The sequence below is a fragment of the Enterococcus sp. DIV1283b genome, assembly GCF_051710965.1.
In the GTDB taxonomy this organism is placed as follows: Bacteria; Bacillota; Bacilli; order Lactobacillales; family Enterococcaceae; genus Enterococcus_B; species Enterococcus_B lactis.
The window spans coordinates 1,806,443-1,828,183 of sequence record NZ_JBIOLR010000001.1; the positions used below are offsets into that span (position 1 = coordinate 1,806,443).

23 protein-coding genes are annotated in these 21,741 nt (G+C 38.7%); 4 read left to right on the forward strand and 19 right to left on the reverse strand.

Going from position 1 to position 21,741, the window contains the following annotated elements; genetic code table 11:
* Nucleotides 1-39: 39 nt before the first annotated feature.
* On the forward strand, nucleotides 40-678 hold the full coding sequence (gene plsY / locus IGJ53_RS08865; RefSeq protein WP_010732769.1) for a glycerol-3-phosphate 1-O-acyltransferase PlsY: 639 nt from the start codon (nucleotides 40-42) through the stop codon (nucleotides 676-678).
* Nucleotides 679-822: 144 nt separating this feature from the next.
* Here the strand turns inward: plsY and IGJ53_RS08870 are convergent, their stop codons facing one another.
* From IGJ53_RS08870 to ylqF, 10 genes are all read right to left on the reverse strand, one after another.
* Nucleotides 823-1,698 (reverse strand): aldose 1-epimerase family protein, encoded by an 876-nt coding sequence (locus IGJ53_RS08870; protein ID WP_002290227.1) that lies wholly within the window; start codon nucleotides 1,696-1,698, stop codon nucleotides 823-825.
* 81 nt (nucleotides 1,699-1,779) lie between these two features.
* Complete coding sequence (codY, locus tag IGJ53_RS08875; protein WP_002290223.1) at nucleotides 1,780-2,571, reverse strand: GTP-sensing pleiotropic transcriptional regulator CodY; 792 nt, start codon at nucleotides 2,569-2,571, stop codon at nucleotides 1,780-1,782.
* A gap of 15 nt (nucleotides 2,572-2,586) precedes the next feature.
* The gene (hslU, locus tag IGJ53_RS08880) at nucleotides 2,587-3,987 is read right to left on the reverse strand and encodes an ATP-dependent protease ATPase subunit HslU (protein WP_259741749.1); all 1,401 of its coding nucleotides are present in this window, start codon (nucleotides 3,985-3,987) and stop codon (nucleotides 2,587-2,589) included.
* A gap of 13 nt (nucleotides 3,988-4,000) precedes the next feature.
* A complete protein-coding gene (gene hslV, locus IGJ53_RS08885) occupies nucleotides 4,001-4,549 on the reverse strand; it encodes an HslVU peptidase proteolytic subunit (RefSeq protein WP_438750081.1) in 549 nt (182 codons plus the stop codon).
* A gap of 35 nt (nucleotides 4,550-4,584) precedes the next feature.
* Nucleotides 4,585-5,490: a tyrosine recombinase XerC gene (gene xerC / locus IGJ53_RS08890; protein ID WP_002290220.1), complete on the reverse strand. Its 906-nt coding sequence runs from the start codon at nucleotides 5,488-5,490 to the stop codon at nucleotides 4,585-4,587.
* Nucleotides 5,491-5,687: 197 nt separating this feature from the next.
* Nucleotides 5,688-7,064 carry an FADH(2)-oxidizing methylenetetrahydrofolate--tRNA-(uracil(54)-C(5))-methyltransferase TrmFO gene (gene trmFO / locus IGJ53_RS08895; protein ID WP_002372288.1) on the reverse strand — a complete coding sequence of 459 codons (1,377 nt, stop codon included), beginning with the start codon at nucleotides 7,062-7,064 and terminating at the stop codon, nucleotides 5,688-5,690.
* Nucleotides 7,033-9,111 carry a type I DNA topoisomerase gene (gene topA, locus IGJ53_RS08900; protein ID WP_002288411.1) on the reverse strand — a complete coding sequence of 693 codons (2,079 nt, stop codon included), beginning with the start codon at nucleotides 9,109-9,111 and terminating at the stop codon, nucleotides 7,033-7,035. The genes trmFO and topA overlap by 32 nt, the downstream gene beginning before the upstream one ends.
* A gap of 122 nt (nucleotides 9,112-9,233) precedes the next feature.
* Complete coding sequence (gene dprA, locus IGJ53_RS08905; RefSeq protein ID WP_010732771.1) at nucleotides 9,234-10,091, reverse strand: DNA-processing protein DprA; 858 nt, start codon at nucleotides 10,089-10,091, stop codon at nucleotides 9,234-9,236.
* 55 nt (nucleotides 10,092-10,146) lie between these two features.
* Entirely contained in the window at nucleotides 10,147-10,914 is a 768-nt protein-coding gene (locus IGJ53_RS08910) for a ribonuclease HII (RefSeq protein WP_010732772.1), read from the reverse strand.
* The gene (gene ylqF, locus IGJ53_RS08915; RefSeq protein WP_002309567.1) at nucleotides 10,907-11,767 is read right to left on the reverse strand and encodes a ribosome biogenesis GTPase YlqF; all 861 of its coding nucleotides are present in this window, start codon (nucleotides 11,765-11,767) and stop codon (nucleotides 10,907-10,909) included. The genes IGJ53_RS08910 and ylqF overlap by 8 nt, the downstream gene beginning before the upstream one ends.
* 261 nt (nucleotides 11,768-12,028) lie before the next feature.
* On the opposite strand from ylqF, the gene IGJ53_RS08920 reads away from it, so the two are divergent.
* Together IGJ53_RS08920 and IGJ53_RS08925 are read left to right on the forward strand one after the other, a co-directional pair.
* Nucleotides 12,029-12,427: a VOC family protein gene (locus tag IGJ53_RS08920; RefSeq protein ID WP_010732773.1), complete on the forward strand. Its 399-nt coding sequence runs from the start codon at nucleotides 12,029-12,031 to the stop codon at nucleotides 12,425-12,427.
* A gap of 236 nt (nucleotides 12,428-12,663) precedes the next feature.
* Nucleotides 12,664-13,206, forward strand: coding sequence for a folate family ECF transporter S component (locus tag IGJ53_RS08925; RefSeq protein WP_038398837.1), 543 nt, complete (start codon nucleotides 12,664-12,666; stop codon nucleotides 13,204-13,206).
* 87 nt (nucleotides 13,207-13,293) lie between these two features.
* Here IGJ53_RS08925 and lepB read toward each other — a convergent pair whose 3' ends face one another.
* The 6 genes from lepB to IGJ53_RS08955 all read right to left on the reverse strand — a co-directional run bounded on the left by lepB (nucleotide 13,294) and on the right by IGJ53_RS08955 (nucleotide 17,369).
* A complete protein-coding gene (gene lepB / locus IGJ53_RS08930) occupies nucleotides 13,294-13,845 on the reverse strand; it encodes a signal peptidase I (RefSeq protein ID WP_002290203.1) in 552 nt (183 codons plus the stop codon).
* Nucleotides 13,846-13,994: 149 nt separating this feature from the next.
* Nucleotides 13,995-14,222 carry a YozE family protein gene (locus IGJ53_RS08935; RefSeq protein WP_002290200.1) on the reverse strand — a complete coding sequence of 76 codons (228 nt, stop codon included), beginning with the start codon at nucleotides 14,220-14,222 and terminating at the stop codon, nucleotides 13,995-13,997.
* Nucleotides 14,219-14,737 carry a peptide-methionine (S)-S-oxide reductase MsrA gene (msrA, locus tag IGJ53_RS08940; protein ID WP_002288397.1) on the reverse strand — a complete coding sequence of 173 codons (519 nt, stop codon included), beginning with the start codon at nucleotides 14,735-14,737 and terminating at the stop codon, nucleotides 14,219-14,221. Before msrA ends, IGJ53_RS08935 begins: the two co-directional genes overlap by 4 nt.
* 19 nt (nucleotides 14,738-14,756) lie before the next feature.
* Nucleotides 14,757-15,470, reverse strand: coding sequence for a YpmS family protein (locus IGJ53_RS08945; protein ID WP_010732777.1), 714 nt, complete (start codon nucleotides 15,468-15,470; stop codon nucleotides 14,757-14,759).
* A gap of 6 nt (nucleotides 15,471-15,476) precedes the next feature.
* Nucleotides 15,477-16,370 carry an SGNH/GDSL hydrolase family protein gene (locus tag IGJ53_RS08950; protein ID WP_010732778.1) on the reverse strand — a complete coding sequence of 298 codons (894 nt, stop codon included), beginning with the start codon at nucleotides 16,368-16,370 and terminating at the stop codon, nucleotides 15,477-15,479.
* Between the two features lie 156 nt (nucleotides 16,371-16,526).
* On the reverse strand, nucleotides 16,527-17,369 hold the full coding sequence (locus tag IGJ53_RS08955) for a DegV family protein (protein WP_438750085.1): 843 nt from the start codon (nucleotides 17,367-17,369) through the stop codon (nucleotides 16,527-16,529).
* A 131-nt stretch (nucleotides 17,370-17,500) separates the two neighbouring features.
* Here IGJ53_RS08955 and trhA point away from each other — a divergent pair, with 131 nt between their 5' ends.
* Nucleotides 17,501-18,154: a PAQR family membrane homeostasis protein TrhA gene (gene trhA, locus IGJ53_RS08960; RefSeq protein ID WP_010732779.1), complete on the forward strand. Its 654-nt coding sequence runs from the start codon at nucleotides 17,501-17,503 to the stop codon at nucleotides 18,152-18,154.
* A 64-nt stretch (nucleotides 18,155-18,218) separates the two neighbouring features.
* On the opposite strand, the gene IGJ53_RS08965 is transcribed toward trhA, so the two are convergent.
* The 3 genes from IGJ53_RS08965 to IGJ53_RS08975 are packed head-to-tail and all read right to left on the reverse strand — an operon-like array spanning nucleotide 18,219 to nucleotide 21,599.
* Nucleotides 18,219-18,737 carry a dihydrofolate reductase gene (locus IGJ53_RS08965; protein ID WP_002290193.1) on the reverse strand — a complete coding sequence of 173 codons (519 nt, stop codon included), beginning with the start codon at nucleotides 18,735-18,737 and terminating at the stop codon, nucleotides 18,219-18,221.
* 19 nt (nucleotides 18,738-18,756) lie between these two features.
* Nucleotides 18,757-19,704: a thymidylate synthase gene (locus tag IGJ53_RS08970; protein WP_259741746.1), complete on the reverse strand. Its 948-nt coding sequence runs from the start codon at nucleotides 19,702-19,704 to the stop codon at nucleotides 18,757-18,759.
* Nucleotides 19,705-19,715: 11 nt separating this feature from the next.
* Complete coding sequence (locus IGJ53_RS08975; RefSeq protein ID WP_259741745.1) at nucleotides 19,716-21,599, reverse strand: ABC-F family ATP-binding cassette domain-containing protein; 1,884 nt, start codon at nucleotides 21,597-21,599, stop codon at nucleotides 19,716-19,718.
* Nucleotides 21,600-21,741 lie beyond the last annotated feature (142 nt).

Genomic DNA, 21,741 nt, shown 5'->3' on the forward strand with positions numbered 1-21,741 from the left:
AAAATAAAGGATAGTTTTCAACTTGAGAGAGGGTAAAAAATGAAATTGATCTTATTACTTATTTTAGCATATCTTTTAGGTTCTATTCCTTCCGGTGTCTGGATCGGCAAATTGTTTTTCAAAAAAGATATCCGGCAACATGGGAGCGGTAATACTGGAACCACCAATACATTTCGAGTATTAGGCAAAACCGCCGGAATCGTTGTCCTTCTTATGGATATTTTAAAGGGTACATTGGCTACTTGTCTGCCGATGATTTTTCACCTTTCTGGGATTAACCCTCTTTGGTTTGGGGTATGTGCGATTCTTGGTCATACATTTCCGATATTTGCTGGGTTTAAAGGAGGAAAAGCTGTTGCGACAAGTGCAGGAATGCTTTTAGGATTTAATCCTGTATTTTTTGTTTATTCCTGTATCATTTTTATCGTTAGTCTATTTTGTACAAGTATGGTGAGTTTGAGCAGTATGATCAGTGCAGCGTTGATCACTTTATCCACGATCGTCCTTCCTTATGTAGCTCCTGTGATTTTGGCTAAGCCCAATTGGTTGCTGACGATCATTGCCTTTTTAGTCTCTTCCTTTATCTTCTATCGTCATAAAGACAATATCAAGCGTATCAGAAACCATACGGAAAGTCGAATCCCATTTGGTTTGAACAGTAGCAAGAAAAAATCCTGACACTTTTTCAGTCCAAAGAGATAAAACAGGAGTGTGACAAATCCATGTCACACTCCCTTTTTTCGAACAAACGGTGTTCCAGAAGCTGACCACTTCTGTCACAACCTCTTATTACTTGATGTAGAATAGCTTTTTTACACCCTCTTACTTCACTGTGATCGAATATTTTGTCTTGAAGATTTCATGGGCACCTAGTTGATTGATTCCTACTTTTTCCATCAAGTTTCCACTGCTATTCACCGTGTCAGCAATTCCACACCATGGTTCGATACACACGAAAGGGGCTTCTTTTGGATAAGGAGACCAGATTCCTACATAAGGCATATCTTTATAGCTTAAAGTTATGCTATGGTAAGATTTTTCACTCCGAATGGCGTACGCATTTAGTCCTCTTGTTTCAAAGACCAATGCATCTTGATCAAAAAGTTCACGATTCAAAGCCAGATTCGTATTTGTCTGTCCTAACGTCTTTTGATCCATATCAATGAATGGGCCTTTCAAAGGCAGGCGTAATCTTGATTTCAATGGAGAAAATGCTAGATAAAAGTCTTCGAATGACAATCCTTCTTCTAGAGGTACATTGAAAGCAGGATGTCCACCGATAGAAAAGAACATTTCTTCTTCACCTGTATTTGCTACTTGGTAATGGACCGTGATACCGTCTCCTCCTAATTCATAACTAATCACTAATTCAAAATCAAAAGGATATTTTTCTAATGTCTCCGGTGTACTCCGCAAGATGAAACTAGCCATTTCTTGTCCATGTTCAATGACTTCAAAATCCATATCTCGGGCAAATCCATGTTGTCCCATTTGATATGTTTTCCCTTGGTAAACATACTGGTCATCTTTTAAACGTCCAACAAAAGGGAATAAAACTGGTGCATGTCTGCCCCAATACGCTGGATCACCTTGCCAGATATACTCTAAACCGTGTTCTTTTGATTTTAAACTGATCAATTCCGCACCGTGTTCAGCGATTTCAGCGATCAGCTGGTCATTTTGAATAATAACAGTCATTGCCATTCCTCCAACTTCGACTTACTTTTTAAAATGGGAAGGCTGGAGCAAACATCTGTATCCGCCCCAGTCCCCTTGTTTCTAATAACTATGTTTTGCCAATTCGTCTTTAAAACGGGAATTCAATACTTTTAAATAAGTTCCCTTCATACCTAACGAGCGAGATTCAATGATTCCAGCTGATTCCAATTTTCGTAAAGCATTGACGATCACAGAACGAGTGATTCCGATGCTATCGGCGATATTAGAAGCAGTCAAACGTCCTTCATCTCCATCCAATGCTTCAAAAATGGCTTGTACAGCCTTTAACTCGCTGTAAGACAATGTGTTGATTGCCATTTGAACAGCCGTTGCACTCCGTACATCAGCTTCGATACTTCGAGACTTCTGATAAAGGATCTGCATACCGACAACCGTAGCTCCATATTCTGCTAAGACAAGATCGTCATCTGCAAACGATTGTTCCATGCGAGATAAAATAATCGTCCCCAGACGTTCGCCAGCTCCAAAGATTGGAACGACAGTCGTCAAACCAAATGGGTATTTTTCTCTTGACTCTACCGGAAACGCAGTAATATCACTTGTAATCGGGATATTAGCTTCAGTTTTCATCAGCTGTGCCACTGTATCAGTGTAAGATTCAGGGAATTGTTTCTCAACAAACATTGTTTTGATTCGTTCATTATTCACATCGTGGCGTTCATTATAACCTAGTAATACTCCGTCACTTCCTATGATATAGGTGTTGCTGTCAAGAATACCACCTAATGTGACAGCCATTTTATCGTAAGGCAAATCTGCTTGCATGTCAAAAGTATTCTTTTGCTGCAAAAGTGTGTTTATCTTGCGGGTTTTCGTTAGCAAGTCTGTCATTGTCGTCCTCCGATTTTATAAAATATAGCGACTTAAATCTTCATTTGCCGCAATTGAGCCAAGTTTGTCATCAACGTATGCTTCTGTAATCGTTATTTCACCCATTTGCATATCTGGTGCTTCAAATAATAGGTCTTCTAATAGTTTTTCCAAAATAGTATGCAGTCTACGTGCACCGATATTATCTGTGTCACGATTGACATCGAAAGCAATTTGAGCGATCCGTTCAATTGCTTCTTTTGTAAATGTAACTGACACATTTTCTGTACCAATCAATGCTACATATTGTTTTATTAAAGCATTATTCGGTTCAGTCAGAATTTTCACAAAATCTTCAGCTGTCAAATCATCTAATTCTACCCGTATTGGGAAGCGTCCTTGAAGTTCTGGAATTAGATCACTTGGTTTAGACAAATGGAAAGCTCCTGAAGCAATGAATAGGACGTGATCTGTTTGGATGATCCCGTATTTTGTGTTTACTTGTGAACCTTCGACAATTGGCAATATGTCTCTTTGGACGCCTTCTCTGGATACTTCTCCAGATTGCTGTGATTTAGAAGTAATCTTATCGATTTCATCGATAAAGATAATCCCGCTGTCTTCCGCTAATTTGATTGCCTCACTATGGATATCAGCATCCTTGACTAGTTTTGCTGATTCTTCTTTGATTAATAACTCTAAAGCTTCTTTGACTGTTACCGTCCGTTCCACTTTTTTCTTCGGTGTTAGAGCACCTAACGTTTCATTTAGGTCGATCCCCATTTGCTCCAATCCATTGTTCATCATTGGTGCAGGTTTCTTTTGATCTTCGACTTCAATGGTTACTTCACGATTGTCCAGTAATCCCTTTTGTAGTTGTTCCAAAACTGTACGGCGGTTGATCCGAATATCTTCTGTCACTTCTTCTTGTGGTTCAACGTTGTTTTGCTGACTAGCATTAAAAAGATTCATCATTTGTTCAAATTGATTAGTGGATTGTTTTTGTTCTTTTTTTATACCAGGCACTAAGATTTTTACCAAACGTTTTTCAGCATTTTTTTTAGCACTTGTGTATACACGGCTGTATTGCTCTTTTTCTACGATTTGGATCGCATTTTCTACTAAATCCCGGACCATTGATTCTACATCTCTTCCAACATAACCGACTTCAGTAAATTTTGTTGCTTCGACTTTGACAAATGGTGCATTGACGATTTTGGCCAAACGTCGCGCGATTTCTGTTTTACCGACCCCTGTAGGTCCGATCATCAGCATATTTTTAGGTGTAATATCTTGTTGCATTTTTTCATCTAACTGCAAACGGCGGTAGCGGTTACGCAAAGCGACGGCAACAGATTTTTTTGCTGCATGCTGTCCTACGATGTACTCGTCTAATTCACTTACGATTTGTCTTGGTGTTTGTTTCAATTCATACATATTTACTCACCTCTTACAGTTCTTCTACGATAATATTATGATTAGTAAAGATACAGATGTCTGCGGCAATATTTAACGCATTTTCTGCAATTTCTTTCGCGCTCATGTCATTTTGAGCATAATTTTTCATTGCTCGGGCTGCGGCCAACGCAAAATTCCCGCCTGATCCGATAGCTAAGATGCCATCATCTGGCGTAATCACTTCTCCTGTACCTGAAACAAGAAGCATTTCTTTATCATTCATTACGATCAGCATCGCTTCAAGTTTTTGCATAGATTGCTGTGTCCGCCATTCTTGAGCTAATTCAACAGCTGCACGTTGCAGATTTCCATTGTATTCGTTCAGTTTGCCTTCAAATTTTTCTTCTAAAGTAAACGCATCTGCGACACTTCCGGCGAAACCTACAACGACCTCTCTATTGTAGATACGTCGTACTTTCTTTGCTGTACCTTTCATGACAACAGATTCACCCATTGTTACTTGGCCATCTCCAGCCATGGCAAATTTTCCGTCTTTTTCGACAGCACAGATTGTGGTTGAATGAAATGGTGATTCGACCATGTTTGTTTCCTCCTAAATTTGTTCTTTTCCTTATTTTACGCTCTTGGATGGAATGAACGATAGTTTTTTTGTAAACTTTCTTTTGTTACATGGGCATAGATCTGGGTAGTTGATAAATTGGCATGTCCTAACAATTCTTGGACTGTCCGCAAATCTGCCCCATTATTTAATAAATGAGTGGCGAATGTATGGCGCAGCATGTGGGGATGGATATCGCTATCCAAGCTACTTTTTTTGATCATCTGATTCAAGACATATTCAATACCAGTAGGCGTGATTGGTTTTCCATGATGATTCACAAAAACAATATCATGCTCTTCGTGATATTTTGTCATCAATACCTGACGGCCTTCTGTGAAATATTCTTGTAGAGCATCTTGGGCAAAAGAACCTAGAGGCGCGTATCTCTCCTTGTTTCCTTTACCATGAATCAACATGACCTCTGAATCAAAATCAATGTCTGATACCAACAGATTACTACACTCGCTTAAACGGATACCAGATCCGTAAAGGACTTCCAGCAAAGCGCGGTTCCTCAAATCTAGAGGACTGTCTCCTGCTACGCTGTCAAAAAGTGCTTGCATTTCATTTTCATAAAAAAAGCGTGGCAATCTCAAATTTTTCTTTTTGAGATGAACGTAAGAAAATGGATTTTCTTTTATCACTTCTTCTTTGAGAAGGTACTGATAAAACGAACGTAGGCTAGCTATCTTGCGACTGATAGAATTTCTGCTATAGCTGGGGCGATGATCAGCTAATGCACTCAAATAGACACGAACCGTAAAGTATTCCGCCTTCAGCAGATCAGCGTCTCCAGATTCCTCCAAGAAATGTTTAAAATGGAGAATATCTTCTTCATATGCTTCTTTCGTTTTTTCTGAATATCCTCTTTCGACAATCAAATAACGCAAAAATTTTTGTTCCCACGTGGCTTCCGTCATTTTCTCACCTTCCTTTTGTCCCAGAGAATAATTTAGCACAGCGTCTACAAAAAGACAAATAAATTGTCAGAATTTAACCAATATTTCTAAGTTTGTTCACAATTAATGCAATTCCTCACATTTTGTTTGAGAAATCCTTAAGAAAAACGCAAGAAAAAGAGCGAGACTATCCGTCTCACCCTCTTCATCGAGTTTGCTCACTCATTTGGGACTGCTGTTTTTTCTAATTCTTTTTTTATTGTCTCATTCGCTTTTAAAGCGCGTTGGGCAATTGCTTCATATCTTGCTTTTTTGTCTCGTATGCGTTCTGGCAATTCAGGAAACAGACCGTAGTTGGCATTCATTGGCTGGAAATGTTTTCCTTCCGCATGAGTAATGTAGTAAGCCATGCTCCCAATAGCTGTTTCTTGTGGAAACTCGACTGGTTCCATTTCTTTTGCTAAGCGTGCGGCATTGATTCCAGCAAGTAATCCGCTTGCTGCACTTTCAACATAGCCTTCTACACCAGTCATCTGACCTGCAAAGAACAAATCTTCGCGTTTCGTTGATTGATACGTCGGTTTCAGTAATTCTGGCGAATTCATAAAGCTATTTCGGTGCATAACACCATAGCGAACGAATTCAGCATTTTCCAATCCAGGAATCATCCGAAAAACACGTTTTTGCTCGCCCCATTTCAAGTGAGTTTGGAAGCCCACGATGTTGTATAAAGAAGCTGCAGCATTGTCTTGACGTAGCTGGATAACAGCATAAGGACGTTTGCCAGTTTTAGGATCTTCCAATCCAACTGGTTTCATAGGACCAAAAAGCATTGTTTTGAATCCACGCTGTGCCATTACTTCGATTGGCATACATCCTTCAAAATATTTTTCTTTTTCAAAAGATTTAAGTTCTGCCACTTCGGCATTGATTAGTGCCTCATGGAAAGCTTTGAATTCCTCTTCTGTCATCGGACAGTTCAAGTAAGCTGCTTCTCCTTTGTCATAGCGGGACTTCAAATATACTTTATCCATATCGATCGTAGCTTTGTCTACGATCGGTGCAGCTGCGTCATAGAAATAAAAACCATCTGAACCATTGAATGCTTTGATGCTTTCTGCCAATGGATGAGAAGTCAACGGTCCTGTTGCTACTACGGTGATTCCTTCTGGTATTTCAGTAATTTCTTCGTTTATCACTGTTACTAATGGATGCTCTTTGACTTTTCGGGTAATCGTTTCAGAAAAAGAATCTCGGTCAACAGCTAAAGCACCACCAGCTGGCACTGCTGTTTCATCTGCTGAAGTGATTACTACTGAATTCAATCGGCGCATTTCTTCTTTCAATAATCCTACTGCGTTAGCCAAACTGTTTCCTCTTAGTGAATTGGAACATACTAGTTCAGCAAAATTACTTGTGTGATGCGCCTCAGTCGATTTGACTGGACGCATTTCATATAAACGGACAGGTACTCCTGCTTGTGCGATCTGCCAAGCAGCTTCACTTCCGGCAAGTCCTGCTCCAACAACATTTACCATTTTCAATGAAAGAACCTCTTTTCTATTATTTTTGGATGTCTTCTTCGTAGTCTCCATTTACACAGACTACTTGTTTGCCACCTTTGACTTTCTTCTCAACCAGATATCCGTCACATTTTGGACAATTTCTGCCCACTGGTTTATCCCAAGAAGTGAATTCACATTCTGGGAAACGAGAACAACCGTAGAACAGTCTGTTTTTCTTAGATTTTCGTTCGATGACTTGCCCTTCATGACATACTGGACAAGTCACACCGATTTCTTTTACGATCGGTTTGGTATTCCGACAATCAGGAAAATTGCTACAAGCATAAAACTTCCCGTATTTCCCTAACTTTATCACCATCGGATGTCCACAGACATCACAATCGAATCCTGCTGGTTCATCTTTGATTTGGATTTTTTCGATTTTTTCTTCCGCATTCGTCAGTTCTTTTTCAAACGGTTTATAGAAACGATCGACTACTTTGACCCACGCTTCCGTGCCTTCTTCGATTTTATCCAAATCTCCTTCCATTTCTGCTGTGAAATGGATATCGACGATTTGAGGGAAGAATTCACAGATCAGCGAATTGACAATCTCTCCTAATTCTGTCGGCTCAAATCTTTTTTGTGTCAATTTTACATAGTAGCGTCTTTGGATCGTATCAAGTGTTGGTGCATAAGTGGAAGGTCGCCCTACCCCGTTTTCTTCTAGCGCACGAATCAACGTAGCCTCACTGAAACGTGCAGGTGGTTGAGTAAAATGCTGTTTTGGTTCAATATCAACAGATTGGACGACATCGCCTTCTTCAAGTTCTGGAAGAATATTTTCTTTCTCTTCTTTGCCGTCATCTCTACCTTCCACATACACTTGCATGAATCCTTTGAATTTGATTTTTGAACCGTTCGCAATGAAGATCACACCATTTTGTTCTAATGTTACTTTCATCGTATCTAAAATAGCCGGTGTCATCTGACTAGCCACAAAACGTGACCAGATCAATGTATAAAGTTTCAATTGATCTTTATCTAAATATTGTTTGAGTTCATCTGGTGTACGAAGCACACTCGTTGGTCGCACAGCTTCATGGGCATCTTGTGCGCCTTGAGCATTTTTGATCTTTCGGTGATCATGTCTAGAAAATTCTTTTCCATACGTATCTTCAATAAATGCTGCGGCCTCTGCTTTTGCTGTATCGGCAATCCGGGTAGAATCAGTACGCATGTATGTAATCAAGCCGACTGTTCCTTGTTTACCCAAAGTGATTCCTTCATATAACTGTTGTGCTACCATCATGGTTTTTCTTGTTCGAAAGTTTAATTTACGGGCAGCTTCCTGTTGCAGGCTACTTGTAGTGAAAGGATTCGCAGGGTTTCTTTTGCGCTCTTTCTTTTCTACTTTTTTAACTTCGAAGTCTGTTCCATCAATTCTAGCAGTGACTTCTTTTACACTTTGTGCATCTGGTAATTTCTTTTTCTTACCGTCGATTCCCCAGAAATTTGCTTTGAATTTCTTGCGAGCTTTTTTAAAATTACCGTCGATGCTCCAATATTCTTCTGGAACAAATTCTCGGATCTCTTTTTCACGGTCAATAATAATTTTTAAAGCGACAGATTGGACACGTCCTGCACTTAACCCTTTCTTGACTTTGCGCCAAAGAATAGGGCTGATCGAATAACCAACGATTCTGTCTAAGGTACGACGAGCTTGCTGTGCATCTACTAAATCTACATCGATTGTTCTTGGTTCCTTAAAGGCTGCTTTGACTGCATCTTTTGTGATTTCATTGAAGACCACCCGATTTTTTTCTTTCAGATCCAACCCAAGTAGGTACGCTAAATGCCAAGCAATCGCTTCTCCTTCTCTATCCGGGTCACTTGCCAAGTAAACTTTTTGAGCTTTTTTTGCTGCGGCTTTCAGGCTTTTGATGACATCGCCTTTTCCGCGTATAGAAATATAATGGGGTTCATAATTGTTTTCAAAATCGATACCCATTTTACTTTTCGGTAAATCTCTTATATGACCAACACTGGCCATTACTTTATAGTTTCGTCCAAGATATTTCTCAATCGTCTTGGCTTTTGCAGGTGATTCTACAATCACTAAATATTTATACGCCATTACTGAATGGACTCCTTTCCATTGTCGTGTTCCTACTATTTAAAAGAGGATTCATACAAATCGTAGCTAATCATATCCATTCAGAAAACGTTTGTCAAGAAAAGCAAATGAAAAGTATGATGTTATTCTTTAAATTCTGCCAAGATATCTTCACCCGAAACCGCGCAAACTGCACCGTCTTGGATCAAATGATGACATCCGGTAGAATGTTCTGTTAAAATATTTCCTGGAACAGAAAAAACTGTTCTTCCAAGATCCAATGCTTGCTGTGCTGTTATCAGAGAGCCGCTTTTTTTCTTGGCTTCAAAGACACATGTTCCTTTAGACAAAGCTGCGATAATACGATTTCTCATTGGAAAACGATGCTTTTTCGGGCCGGATTGAGGAGGATATTCACTCAAAAGAAGATGATCATTTGCAATCACCTCTTGCAAGTCACGATTTTCAGCAGGATAGACTTGCTCTATCCCTGTTCCAATGACCGCGATTGTCCGTCCACCATGAGAGATTGCTGCTCGGTGACTGTATGTATCTATCCCTTTCGCGCAGCCGCTGACGATCACATATCCAGCTTCTACCACTGGCCTTAGTAAATAATACACTGTTTTTTTGGCTAAAGCAGAAGTACGTCTTCCACCAACAACGCTTAACATATTACAAGAAAGTAAAGATAGGTCACCACTGTAAAACAGGACAATTGGCGGATAGGTCAAGTGAAGCAACTGAGGGGGATAGTTGGGATCAAAGCAAGTAATAAACGACTGTTTCGATTGGATTTTGCCCCAATTATTGTGGATTTCTTGCCAACTTGTGCGGAACAGCTCCCGATGTGCGGTGATTTTTCCTATCTTAACGATGTCTTCAAATCCGATTTCTTTGTAAGGATACTGCATTATCCAGTTAGCAAGTGCCCATTTCCCTTGGCTACTGATTCCTTTTGCGTAAGCAAGTTTCAATAAATTCTCTTCTATTTGATACATCATAAAACCGCCTTTCGTCTCTCTTTTTAATAAGATACGTAAAAGCGGCTGTTTTTTATTGTAAATATTTTTTTACAGGTGCAAAACTTTTGCGATGGATTGGCGTAATCCCTTGTCTTTCAAGTCCTTCTAAGTGTTCCTTTGTTCCATAGCCTGCATTATGCGAGAAACCATACCCAGGATAAAGCATGTCATATTCTTTCATCAATTGATCCCGATATACTTTAGCAATGATACTTGCAGCCGCAATCGACACAGATCGTGCATCCCCTTTGATTATTTTTTCCTGCTGTATAGGCAAATCCAAGGTCATCGCATCGATCAACAAGTAGCTTGGTGCAATAGACAAGTTTTCTACTGCTTGGATCATCGCCAATTTACTTGCTTCATAAATATTCACTTCATCGATTGTCTGCTGATCAATGATTCCGATCCCGATGGCCAAAGCTTTTTCTTGAATTTGTTGAGAAAGAAGTTCTCGTTTTTTCTCTGATAACTGTTTTGAATCATTCAGCCCTAATATGATCTCATTTTTCGGCAAGATAACTGCAGCTGCCACGACAGGTCCAGCTAACGGTCCTCTTCCTACTTCATCAATGCCGGCAATCCATTGGTGACCTTGTGCGTACCCTTGTTTTTCAAAGCAAAACATTTCTTCATATTTTTCCTTGATCAATGCCTCTTTTTTCAATCGTCGTTCAAAAGAAACTAGCGCTTGCTGTACGCCTTTGCGTGGATCGTTTCTCAATGATTCTAGTGTAGGATCATCTGTTTTCTGTATGCTTTTCAATCGTTCTTTGATACTTTGGATGGATTCAGTCATCGCTTTTTTGCTCCATTTCTTCGCAACGATCCAATGTGTATCGACCAAGTTTTCCTTGACGGATATCATGCACGACTAATTCGCTGCCGCGATCATAGTCTTCTTTATACCCACGTTTTGCTGTGATATCCATCAGCAATTCCGGTGCCAATTTTTCTTCTTGCTCGATTGGCAAACCATAACGATCGCTGATTCTTCCTGAATAATATCGGGCAAAAAAATCCAATCCGTAAATCGCCAAATCATCTAAATGGACAAGTTGGTCTTTGATGGCGCCTGTCAGCGCTAGTTTTTTGCCGATTTCTTCATCTTCAAATTTGGGCCATAAAATCCCTGGTGTGTCTAACAATTCCAACTCGTTACCCAAACGAAGCCACTGCTGACCTTTTGTTACACCTGGTTTATTTCCTGTCTGAGCAATTTTTTTGCCTACTAGTCGATTCATCAACGTAGACTTTCCAACATTCGGAATACCCAACACCATTGCCCGAATAGCGCGAGGCTTGATCCCGCGAGCAGCGTCTCTTGCTCGTTTTTCTTTCAACGCTTCTTTAGCTGCAGGTACTAGCCCTTTGATTCCTTTACTTTCTTGTGCCGTGATAGCTAACGCAAGGTGGCCTTGCTTACGAAAATATTCTTGCCACAGCTTTGTCTGTTGTGGATCTGCCAGATCCGCTTTATTCAACAAAACAAGCCGAGGCTTTTGCTGAATGATCTGATCTAGCATTGGATTACGAGAAGATAAAGGTAAACGTGCATCTACCAATTCAAATACGATGTCCACATATTTCATTTTTTCAGAAACTTCTCGTCGGGCTTTTGCCATGTGTCCTGGAAACCATTGGATGGTCATTGTTCTCTCCATTCCTTTCATATCGGAATATTCTCCGACTTTACTTGTTTTTTATTTTTCAATATATATTCACTTTTTTCTATTATAAAAAAATCCTATCTATTAGTTAAGTGAAAGTGAACCAGTCCTCATTCTATCACATCTTCTCTTTTTTGATGATGTAAATTTTTTATTTTGATCTCTGTATACGAGCCTAATTTTTTGACAGCGTTTCCTAAATAAGAGATGATAGACGGACAAAGCAGAAAGGAGACGAAACAAATGAATAGTATGGTTTTTGTTAATTTTCCTGTTGCCGATGTCAATCGTTCCGTTGCTTTTTATGAAAAGCTTGGGTTTAAAAAAAATGAAGAATTCTCTACTGAAGAAGCTAGTTCAATGGTGTGGGATGACACTTTTTGGGTGATGCTCCTCTCTCATGATTTTTATAAAAAATTTATAAAAGATAAAGAAATAGCCGATAATAAAAAAACAAGTGGCGCTTTGATTTCGTTTAGTATGGACAACGCGGATAAAGTAAAAAAATTCGCTCAAACTGCAAAAGAAAATGGTGGTACTTTCCACGAAGTCGATATGGGAATACCTGAAGAAGAAATGTTTTCATTAGAAGTCCAAGATTTGGATGGAAACACATTAGAACCCGTATGGATGAAGATGTAAGCAGATAAAGAAACTGACATTTTTATAACAAAAAAATAGAGATGGATGATACGATAAGTATTCTCCACCTCTATTTTTTTCGATCGTACAATTGCCTTTTTTACAGTTTATAAAAGCAGTCTTCTTCTCCTTTTATTAGTCGTTGGATGGTCATTTTTGTAAATTACAAAGGTGTCATGACACATCAGCGATTTTATGGTATCCTTTTCTTATTAACTGACAAAGGAGAGAATATTTTGAACACTTTGATTGCAAAAGACGTTTTTAGATTGCCCGAAATGAATGCAAGATTGTTATCGACTTCTGCCCTTTTATTAGCCCTTGATGTCATCTTATACAAGATAGCGATTGGTCCTGCTTATTTTCAAGTCACATTCGGATTTTTAAGTATGGCGCTTATGGGTTATCTATATGGGCCGATTTGGGCTGGTTTGCTTGAAATGTTGTCGAACACTTTGAATTTCACAATATTTGGTTCAGGTACATTTCAAGCTGCTTTTCTTATCACAGCATTCCTTGGTGGGTTTATCAATGGCTTATTTTTATATCATAAAAAGATAAATCTGCTTTCCGTCATCGCCGCCCAACTATTGATTATGATTCCAGTGAGCCTCTTTATCAATTCTTGGCTGATGTCTGTTTTGTTTGGTGCAGATTTCAAAGTGATTTTTCTAGGTAGGGTTATCAGGAATATGATCCAGATTCCTATTCAAATAACGGTTGTTTATTCATTTATCAAAGCTTTAGAGGCTAGAAAAGTGTTTAAACGAGCTGTTTGATTTTATGTACTAAGGCAATAAGCTGATTTTGGACCAAACAATAAAGAGGTTGTGACAAAAGAATGGTCACAACCTCTTTATTGTTTCTCACTGGATCCATTTTATTTCATCAAGCGGATAATAAACGAATCTTGCTTTACCTAAAATATCCGTTTTATTGATCGTACCAAATGAGCGGCTATCTTTTGAAACTCTTCGATTATCTCCAAGTACAAAATAACTATCTTCGGGAAGCTTCGATTGTCCCGTCAGTTCTTGTAGTGTGAAGTCCGTCGTATAGGATGCATTTGCATGATCTGACTTCATGTTTTTAGTTAGATAAGGCTCCTTCACTACTTTTCCATTGATCTTCAATTGATCATTTTGGTAGCTGACGTTTTCTCCTGGAAGCCCAATCACTCGTTTGATATAAATCGTCCCATCTGCTAATTGAAAAACAACAATATCAAATCGTCTGATCTCCGAAAATTTTTCCATCACAACCATGTCGCCTTGTTTCAAGACATTTTCCATTGAATTGCCTTCTACTGGTACAGGGATGAACAAAAATCCCCGCAACATAAACGCAATGAATACAGAAACAAGTAAGTATTTGAATATAAGCCAGAAGCGATCAATATAGCGTTGTTTTTTTGTCAATCTCTATCAATCCATCCCTCGTTTTTTCATTCTTTCTTTATTATAAGAAAAATATCAAAAAAATGCGACTAGATAGCTGAAATAAAAATAATTCTTTCTATCAAGCTGTTGGACAAAAAACGCTTGGATCATAAATGGAAAGTCAATTTTTATAAGTCATGATTGTTCTCTAAATATTTTTCCCAGGCTTCGTCAAAAATATCCATGGATGGCAAATAGTCGACATTCAATTCTAGATAACTAGAAATTTCTTCGTAGCTAGAGCTATGCTTAGGGAATTGGATATCTTTACCGGCTTCTGTAGCAAAAATAGATAAAGTATCGTGTACACCACCGCCTCGCAGTGTCATTAAATAGTGAAAAAAGCTTCGATTCACCCTTCGTTCCTCCAATTTTCTTCAATAAAGGCAGCCCGGCGTGCATGGTTTCTTTTAAAATTTTCAGGATGCTTTTTATAATACTCTTGATGGTCTTCTTCTGCTAGATAAAATGGTTGGGCTGGTTCGATTTTCGTAACGATTGGCTGTTCGAAACGTCCACTTTCAGCTAACTGTTTCTTACTTTTTTCAGCAATGATCCGTTGTTCTTCTGTCAAATAAAAGATGACCGGACGGTAATTGTCGCCGCGATCCTCAAATTGTCCGAAAGCATCAGTCGGATCCGTTTGCTGCCAGTAAAGTTCTACTAACTGTTCATATGAAATCAATGTTGGATCATAGATAATCTCCACGGCTTCTGTATGTCCAGTCGTTTGGCTTTTTACTTGTTCATAAGTTGGATCTGGTACATGTCCTCCAGTATATCCTGACATCACTGTATGAATACCAGGAAGCGTATCGAAAGGTTGGATCATACACCAGAAGCAGCCTCCTGCAAATATTGCTCGTTCCATTATTATTCCTCCTCTAATACTATTCATTTGATGTTTTTTTGTTCTCTTTTGTCTTGCTTTCAGTACTGCTGTTGCTAGTTTTGTTTGTATTTGAGTTATTTGAAGCATCAGAGGTATCTTTTGGCAAATATAGACTAAATCGGATGTCATCATTTACTAAGTCGATTTTATCTGCTTTAATATACATCCCGTTTTGCATTCGGAATTGATCCAATCTAAGCATGATAGTCAAATCATCTGTATTAACTTCGATCCAATCTGGCAATTTATAGTTTCTCTTGATCATATTCATCACATCTTTAATTGGCAAACTTAATGTTCCAATAGAAAGACTTCTAGCTTTTAGTTGGACATTTCCATTTTCCATCACATAAGGATCAAAATATAAATAGAAATTGATAGGAAACCCTAATACTTCGAAAGTACCATTGAGCAGTGCTTCATTTTCCAAATAGAATTTATATTCGATATCACTATCTTTTTGATACTCACTAAGGAAAAAGCTAATGATTTGATTGACTTTTTCTTTATTTGAATTGATCGTGAGGACAGGATCGCCTTGCCTTTCCGTGAGGGCAGGTATTTCTGGGAGTTCTGGTTCCCGATTAGCAAAAATACGGCTACCTAAAAATACTGTCGAACCGAGTACTACCCCAAGAAGGATAAGAAAGGCGACTTTCCAGTAATTCGTTTTCTTTGCTTTGTTTGAAGTTGCTCCAGATCTTGTTTTCATGTTTTTTTAATCGTCCTCCTTCTCTAGCCATTGGTTTTGTGTCTCGATCAGCTGATCTCTCACTGCATTTGCCATCAATTGATAACCTAAATTATTCGGATGGAAATGATCTTCTTCGTAAAGCACATTGTTTTTGATGCCATTTAGATTTTCTGTCGTGCTAGTTGTTTGATCTGTGCCTTCTTCTGTGACACCTACTTCTTGATTCAATCCTTGATAAAGCAAGTCGTTGATTGGGATAAAGTAGCAGTTCGGCATTTTTTTCGTCACCGTTTCTGTTCCTTTGTTCCAATTATTAACGATGGTCTGCATGTCAGTGATTTCAGGAAAGTTCAAATAAAATGGATTGTAGATGCCTAAAATATAAATTGGCGCGGTTTTATTGAGGGATCGAAATTCTTCCAATAGTTCTGTGACATTTTCCTGATAGTTTTTCAGCGGTTTTTTAAAGGAATTGACCGTTAACCCGAATAAATTATTTTGGATAACTTTCATCAAATCATTTCCGCCAACAGTCAGCGTGATAAAATCAGCTGTTTTGATATTGTTTCGAATTTCTTCTTTTGTTTTTACTCGCTTTAAGATCTGGTCACTTCGTTCACCATTTACACCATAGTTTTCTGTTTCAACCGCAGTCAAATTATAACGGTCTTTTAGATCATTTGCGACAAGGGGAACGAAGCCTCCTTGTTTGGTTTGATCTCCTACTCCTTCAGTCAGCGAATCCCCGATAGCTATGTAGTGAAGTTTTTCTTTTTTATTTGGATCTTCTCTCACAGTAGTTACTGGTTTCATTAGAGGGCCAGCTTTCGGTATGGAAGCAGCTAGACCTGCATAGATGATGATCGCAATTAATAATGGGAACAAAACGAGGATCAAATGTCGTTTCGTTAATTTCATCTTTTCACCTCTTGTATTCGATTGGTCTAATGTTATCAAAAATTTTATCAAAAAGGTAGTCTTTATGAAAAAAGAAAATAATTATTTTCCTATTTTTACAAAGAAAAAGAGAATAAGCTAAAAGCCTTGCAGGCTGAGGGCTTATCCTCTCTTTGACTAGTCTACGTAATACATGATTGCAAACGCGTCTTTACCAGTATGCGTAGCGATAACCGGATTCGTATGCAGTACAGAGATATGCATATCAGGAAACAATTCTTGCAGACCTTCTTTGAATTCTTGTGCCAGTTCTTTTGCATCCGCATGTGAGATGCCGATTTGCCGCACATTTGGCAATTCTTTCAGTTCGTTTTTCAAATTATTGAACCATTTGTCGAACGTTTTCTTTCCTCGCCCCTTCGTTACAGGGATCAATTCAGAGTGGGCGAAATTCATCACCACGCGTATGTTCAAAACACTAGACAATAAACCAGTCGTCCGGCTGATTCTTCCACCTTTTACCAAGTTGTCTAGTGTGGAAATTCCGATGTATAATTTTGTATTATCTTGTACTTTTTTGACTTCTTCAAGGATTTCCTCTACTGATTTACCTTCTTTTGCTAATTCAGCTGCTCGAATTACCTGAAACGATAAACCTTGGTCAGTGGTATCACTGTCGATAACCGTTACTTTTGTTTTTGTTAAATTACTAGCTTGTCTTGCTGCTTCTACTGTTCCACTCAAGCCTTTTGTCATGTGGATCGAAATCACTTCACTGCCGTCTTCTCCTAACTCATCATACATTGAGATGAATTCTCCAATCGGTGGTTGGCTGGTTTTTGGCAGATTTTTTGCTTTCGCCATCATTTCCATAAATCTTTCACCGTCTAATTGGTCATCATCCGCATATACTGTTCCGTCAATCATGATGGATAGCGGCATGACACGAATGCCTAAAGCGTCGCGTATGTTTTTTTCCATCGTACATGAAGAATCTGTTACGATTTTTACGTTTGTCATTATTTTCTCTCTCTCTTTCTTTAACAAGATGCCTTATTCATGTTAAACTACATGTAAGACAAATTCTATTTTTAGTATAACAGACAAATAATGATTTTTCATTAATTACACCTAGTAAAGGAGCCGTTTTCATGGAAAAAACGAAATTTAATCGAACGTATGAAATATTAAATGAAGTGTTTAATGCAGTTACCCATGGAATTGGGACTGGATTGAGTATCGCAGGACTAGTGATTCTTTTGGTAAAGGGTGTCCACTTACATTCCTCTCTCCATATTGTCTCTTATGCTATCTATGGATCGATGATGATTCTTTTATTTTTAACGTCTACTTTGTTTCATTCATTGATTTTTACAAAAGCAAAAAAGGTGTTCCAAGTATTTGATCATAGTTCGATTTTTCTTTTGATTGCAGGAAGTTATACTCCTTTTTGTTTGCTGAGTATCCGAGGATGGCTAGGTTGGACTTTATTTGTATTGATCTGGTTGTTTGCGATTCTTGGCATTATATATAAAGCGTTGACGTTGCATAAACGGGAGAGAGTATCAAAAATATCTACGATCATCTATATTTTTATGGGGTGGCTCTGTGTCGTAGCTGCTGTTCCTCTTTATCACTCTCTTGGAATGACTGGTGTTATTTTGATGGTGGCAGGCGGCCTTTCTTACACGATAGGCGCATTCTTTTATAGTTTGAATTCTATCCGCTATATGCATGTTGTTTGGCATTTGTTTGTTATGTTAGGTGCAGGTTTTATGTACTTCTCTGTTTTATTCTTTACTTAATAAAAAAAGCTATTGATGGGTCAGCTCTAAATAAAAGCTGTTCCATCAATAGTTTTTTTATCGTCTATTCGCCTGTCCCTTTTTTTAAAGGATTCTCATTACGCTGATACGTTTCAAATTGATGCGGGTAACGATTTTTTTCGTCTATTTCTCCTTGACTCGTATTGATCAGTGACCAATCAGACCAGTCAACAGGTGGAAAATAAGCATCTCCATCAAATACATGATGGATGACTGTCCGGTATAATATCGTACAAAATGGTAGAAATTCTTGATAAACAGCTGAACCTCCCGCGATGAAAAAAATACCGTCTGTTTCTTTTTCCAAGGCAAGCACTTCTTCTACACTATGCATAACATGCACGCCTTCTGCCGTATAGGAAGGATCTCTAGTCAAAACAATCGTTTGACGATTCGGCAACGGACGGCTGCCCATCCCTTCGAAAGTTTTACGTCCCATCACTAATGTATTTGCTTCTGTCATTTGTTTAAAGAATTTCAGATCATTTGGCAAACGCCAAGGAAGACGGTCTTCTTTTCCAATCAATCCGTTTTCGTCCTGTGCCCAAATTGCAGCTAACATTTTCTCATCCTTTCTGATTTTAAACAGCGATAGGCGCTTTGATCGTTGGATGGGGGTCATATCCTTCTAACTGGATATCTTCCATCTCAAAATCAAATACTGACTGCTTTTCCTGATTCAAAGCTAAAGTTGGAAATGCGCGTACTTCTCGGCTTAATTGTTCTTTCATTTGTTCGATATGGTTGATATAAAGATGAGCATCTCCTAACGTGTGAACAAATTCTCCCACCTCTAAACCTGTTTCATGTGCAATCAAGTGAGTCAACAACGCATAACTTGCAATATTGAACGGAACACCTAGAAAGACATCCCCGCTACGTTGATACAATTGGCAGCTTAACCGTCCCTCTTGCACATAAAATTGAAACATCGTATGGCAAGGAGGCAAAGCCATGCTAGGAACATCTTCTGGATTCCATGCAGAGACAATCAATCTTCTAGAATCAGGTGTCTTTTTGATTGCTTCGATCACTTCTTTGATTTGATCGATAAAACCGCCGTCTTTTGTCTCCCAGTGCCGCCATTGATAACCGTAGATGTGACCAAGATCACCGTATTTCTCAGCAAAGGAATCATCTGTTAGGATCTTTTCACAAAAAAGTTTGCTCTGCTTTTTGTATTCTTCATTGAATTCAGGATCTGTCAAACTTCTATGTCCAAAATCAGTCATATTTGGTCCGTTATAATCTGTACTTTTGATATAGCGTTCAAATGCCCACTCATCCCAAATATGGTTTTTATTTTGTAATAGATAGCGGATGTTCGTATCTCCTTTTAAAAACCAAAGCAGTTCGCTTTTGATCAAGCCAAAAGGTACTCGTTTCGTTGTTAACAAAGGAAACCCTTTTTGCAGATCAAACCGCATTTGGTACCCGAATAAACTTAACGTGCCCGTGCCTGTTCTGTCTTCTTTACGATGTCCTTCTTCCAACAATTTTCTTCCTAAGTCAAGATACGCTTGTTCCATCCCTTTTCCTCCTAATCTTCTGCCCATTCACTCAAATATTCCCAACGTGCCATTTTTTCTTCAAGTTGTGCTTCTGTCTCAGATACATCGTTTTGCAATTCCTGTAACCGAGTGAAATCATCTCCTTGATGATTCATCTCTTCTTGGAGCAATGAGATTTTTTCTTCAAGTTCTGCAATATCCTCTTCAATCGTTTCCCATTCTTTTTGCTCCATATAAGACAATTTTTTCTTTCCAGCAGGTTCCTTGCTCTGTGTTTTTGGCTTCACTTTTTCCGCAGGCTGCTGGAGTTCTTTTTGCTTCAGCAAATAACTGGACATGTTTCCATAATAAAGTTCTTGTTTTCCGTTTCCTTGGAATACCAATAGCTTATCTGCTACCTTATCCAAGAAATAACGGTCATGGGAAACAGTGATCACAGCACCTGGGAAACTTCTGAAATAGTCTTCCAAAATCGTCAATGTTGCTATGTCCAAATCATTGGTCGGTTCATCCAATAATAACACATTGGGTTGTTGGATCAGCAGTTTCAACAAAAACAATCGCCGTCTTTCTCCGCCCGAAAGTTTGCCAATCAGTGTCCCATGCATAAATCTCGGAAATAAAAATCGTTCAAGTAATTCTGCTACCCCGATTTGACTGCCATCAGCCGTTTTTGCTTCTTCAGCGGCTTCTTGCAAGTAAGCAATCATCCGTTTATCTGGTGCCATTTCTTCATTTTCTTGTGTATAATACGCAAGCCGAACCGTTTCACCGATAGAAATTGTACCGCTATCCAGAGGAATTCTGCCAGCTAGAATATTAAGCAATGTCGATTTCCCTGCCCCATTTTTACCAGTAATTCCTAGCCTTTCCCGAGATTGAATCAGCAAATCTAAATGTTCTAGCAGTGTTTGGTCATTTACACGGTAACTGCCATCTTTGATTTCCAGTACTTTTTTTCCTAAACGTTGTGTCGCTAGATTCAATTCTAAGTCATCTTCTTGATTTACTTGATATAAATTCTCCTTTAGATCTTCGAAACGGTTGATTCGTGCTTGCTGCTTGGTACCGCGAGCCTGCACTCCTGCCCTCATCCATGCTAGTTCTTGCTTATAAAGTCGCTTGCGCTTTTCTTCTTGTTCTACTTCTACACGATCACGTTCTGCTTTTTCTAAGACGTAAGCTTCATAATTTCCTTTGTACTCGTATAATTTTCCAAATGAAAGTTCGAAGATTCGGTTTGCTACTCGATCTAGAAAATAACGATCGTGGGTAACCATCAATAGGGCGCCACGGTATTGTTTCAAATAGTTTTCCAACCACTCGATTGCTTGATAATCCAAATGGTTTGTTGGCTCATCTAGTAATAGTAAATCGGGTTCATCAATCAGCACTTGAGCTAAACTAACGCGTTTTTTCTGACCACCCGATAGCGTATTGATTTTTTTATCTAGTTCACTGATTCCTAATTTTTTCAAAATAATCTTCGCATTGGTATCTGTGGTCCAAGCATCTTCTTTATTCATTTGTTCTTCTGCTTTAGCATAACGTTTTTGCACATTAGGGTCTTCTCCATTTTCCCCTAATTCGATCAATGCTTCCTCATATGCTCGAACAGTTTGGATCAAGGGACTGTTTCCCTGAAAGACTGCTTGGAGAACAGTTAGTTCATCGGAAAATTGAGCTGCTTGAGAAAGATAACCTATACGGTAATCAGTTGGATAAAACACTGTTTGCCGATCGCCATCGCCGCTATCGATACCAGCAATAATATTTAAGAGACTTGTTTTACCCGTCCCGTTCGTCCCAATCAACCCGATACGGTCTTTTTCGTGGATCAAAAAAGAAATCTGGTCAAACAAATCTTTTTCACCATAAGTTTTTTTGAGGTCAGTTACTTTTAATTCTTTCAACGTGTTCCCTCCTTATCTTGGATATTGTATCATAAAAATAGTGAACTTCAGGAAAAATTTTTTCGAATTTGTTCTTTTTGTGTTCCAAAAAAAGAACAGGACCGATCCGATCCTGTTCTGACATGTTTTGTTTTTATCGTTC

Bases quoted from the DNA above. Each gene is read 5' to 3' on its own strand.
- plsY (WP_010732769.1), top strand. From the start codon at position 40: ATGAAATTGATCTTATTACTTATTTTAGCATATCTTTTAGGTTCTATT.
- IGJ53_RS08870 (WP_002290227.1), bottom strand. From the start codon at position 1,698: ATGACTGTTATTATTCAAAATGACCAGCTGATCGCTGAAATCGCTGAA.
- codY (WP_002290223.1), bottom strand. From the start codon at position 2,571: ATGACAGACTTGCTAACGAAAACCCGCAAGATAAACACACTTTTGCAG.
- hslU (WP_259741749.1), bottom strand. From the start codon at position 3,987: ATGTATGAATTGAAACAAACACCAAGACAAATCGTAAGTGAATTAGAC.
- hslV (WP_438750081.1), bottom strand. From the start codon at position 4,549: ATGGTCGAATCACCATTTCATTCAACCACAATCTGTGCTGTCGAAAAA.
- xerC (WP_002290220.1), bottom strand. From the start codon at position 5,490: ATGACGGAAGCCACGTGGGAACAAAAATTTTTGCGTTATTTGATTGTC.
- trmFO (WP_002372288.1), bottom strand. From the start codon at position 7,064: ATGGAGACTACGAAGAAGACATCCAAAAATAATAGAAAAGAGGTTCTT.
- topA (WP_002288411.1), bottom strand. From the start codon at position 9,111: ATGGCGTATAAATATTTAGTGATTGTAGAATCACCTGCAAAAGCCAAG.
- dprA (WP_010732771.1), bottom strand. From the start codon at position 10,091: ATGTATCAAATAGAAGAGAATTTATTGAAACTTGCTTACGCAAAAGGA.
- IGJ53_RS08910 (WP_010732772.1), bottom strand. From the start codon at position 10,914: ATGACTGAATCCATCCAAAGTATCAAAGAACGATTGAAAAGCATACAG.
- ylqF (WP_002309567.1), bottom strand. From the start codon at position 11,767: ATGACCATCCAATGGTTTCCAGGACACATGGCAAAAGCCCGACGAGAA.
- IGJ53_RS08920 (WP_010732773.1), top strand. From the start codon at position 12,029: ATGAATAGTATGGTTTTTGTTAATTTTCCTGTTGCCGATGTCAATCGT.
- msrA (WP_002288397.1), bottom strand. From the start codon at position 14,737: ATGGAACGAGCAATATTTGCAGGAGGCTGCTTCTGGTGTATGATCCAA.
- IGJ53_RS08945 (WP_010732777.1), bottom strand. From the start codon at position 15,470: ATGAAAACAAGATCTGGAGCAACTTCAAACAAAGCAAAGAAAACGAAT.
- IGJ53_RS08950 (WP_010732778.1), bottom strand. From the start codon at position 16,370: ATGAAATTAACGAAACGACATTTGATCCTCGTTTTGTTCCCATTATTA.
- IGJ53_RS08955 (WP_438750085.1), bottom strand. From the start codon at position 17,369: ATGACAAACGTAAAAATCGTAACAGATTCTTCATGTACGATGGAAAAA.
- trhA (WP_010732779.1), top strand. From the start codon at position 17,501: ATGGAAAAAACGAAATTTAATCGAACGTATGAAATATTAAATGAAGTG.
- IGJ53_RS08965 (WP_002290193.1), bottom strand. From the start codon at position 18,737: ATGTTAGCTGCAATTTGGGCACAGGACGAAAACGGATTGATTGGAAAA.
- IGJ53_RS08970 (WP_259741746.1), bottom strand. From the start codon at position 19,704: ATGGAACAAGCGTATCTTGACTTAGGAAGAAAATTGTTGGAAGAAGGA.